The organism is Shewanella sp. 10N.286.45.A1 (assembly GCF_041470405.1).
GTDB lineage: Bacteria > Pseudomonadota > Gammaproteobacteria > Enterobacterales > Shewanellaceae > Shewanella.
On the sequence record NZ_JBFRMK010000041.1, the window covers coordinates 1 to 1,458 of the forward strand.

At 41.9% G+C, this 1,458-nt stretch carries 2 protein-coding genes; both read left to right on the top strand.

Features of this window, described 5'->3' with window-relative positions:
* The first annotated feature begins 239 nt into the window (after positions 1-239).
* Positions 240-428 carry a DUF2065 domain-containing protein gene (locus AB4238_RS03555; protein WP_020910901.1) on the top strand — a complete coding sequence of 63 codons (189 nt, stop codon included), beginning with the start codon at positions 240-242 and terminating at the stop codon, positions 426-428.
* Between the two features lie 66 nt (positions 429-494).
* A partial coding sequence (locus AB4238_RS03560) for an adenylosuccinate synthase (RefSeq protein ID WP_372031355.1) occupies positions 495-1,458 on the top strand: 964 nt, incomplete at its 3' end.

A 1,458-nucleotide genomic window follows, 5' to 3' on the forward strand; every position in this document is an offset into this window, starting at 1 on the left:
AAAAACCAAGCTCGAAAGAACAACAAACTCTAGTCTTTCAAAGCTGATATTCTGTCTGGAGCGACAGCTGAGATTAGTGGGAACTGCTTATCCATTTTAACTGTCTCGTTGCAGCATTTCTTCGGTGTTAGGGATAGAATGATAAGTTGATGGGCAATTGAGTGTTATACAATTGTCAAATTTGAGCACTAAAATTTCTGTCTATATTATAAACTGTTCGGTATAGGAAATACTTTGTTATGTCTTTTGAGTTAATCATGCTTGCGTTAGGTTTAGTGCTGATAATAGAAGGAATTGGTCCACTTTTGTTTCCAAACCGTTGGCGCGCCTATTTAAAAGAAATTTCCAATCAAAATCAGCAGCTTCTGCAACGATTAGGTGGTTCTTTAGTCACTGTTGGCATAGTCATATTGATTATTTTTTCATAAATTACTTGCCTACAGCCCCTATATATCTGCTAAAATCCCGTTTTAACCACTACCGTGCAGCAAATAATGGGCAAAAACGTTGTAGTTCTCGGCACCCAATGGGGTGACGAAGGAAAGGGTAAGATAGTCGATCTTCTTACCGAACAGGCTAAATATGTCGTTCGTTACCAAGGTGGCCACAATGCGGGTCATACTCTTGTTATCGATGGCGACAAGACCGTTCTTCATCTTATTCCATCAGGGATCTTACGCGATAATGTGAAATGCATTATTGGTAACGGCGTGGTGCTTGCACCTGACGCACTGATGACTGAAATTAACATGCTTAAAGAGCGTGGCGTACCTGTAGAGGAACGTTTATTAATTTCTGAAGCATGTCCTCTAATTCTTCCATTCCATTGTGCATTAGATATGGCTCGCGAAAAAGCGCGTGGCAATAAAGCTATTGGCACAACGGGTCGTGGAATTGGTCCAGCATACGAAGATAAAGTTTCACGCCGCGGTTTACGTGTAGGCGATCTGTTTAATGCAGAATTGTTTGCCGAAAAACTGAAGGAAGTGATGGCTTATCACAACTTTATGTTGACTGAATACTACAAGTGCGAAGCAGTTGATTATGAAGAGACATTGAAAGATGCTCTTGCGATTGCTGATTACTTGAAGAGCATGTGCACTGACGTTTCTGAACTTCTTGATCAGGCACGTAAAGCAGGTGAACCAATTCTATTTGAAGGTGCTCAAGGCACGTTACTAGATATTGACCATGGTACTTATCCATTTGTAACCTCTTCTAATACTACCGCGGGTGGTGTTGCAACTGGTTCTGGATTTGGTCCACGTCATCTAGATTACGTTTTGGGTATTATGAAGGCATACACCACACGTGTTGGTGCAGGTCCTTTCCCTACGGAATTGGAAAACGAAATTGGTGACTACTTAGGTACTAAGGGTCACGAGTTTGGTGCGACTACGGGTCGTAAACGTCGTCCAGGTTGGTTAGACATTGTCGCAATGAAGCGCGCAGTTCAAA

Coding starts and splice junctions, on each gene's coding strand:
- AB4238_RS03555 (WP_020910901.1), top strand. CDS start 240: ATGTCTTTTGAGTTAATCATGCTTGCGTTAGGTTTAGTGCTGATAATA.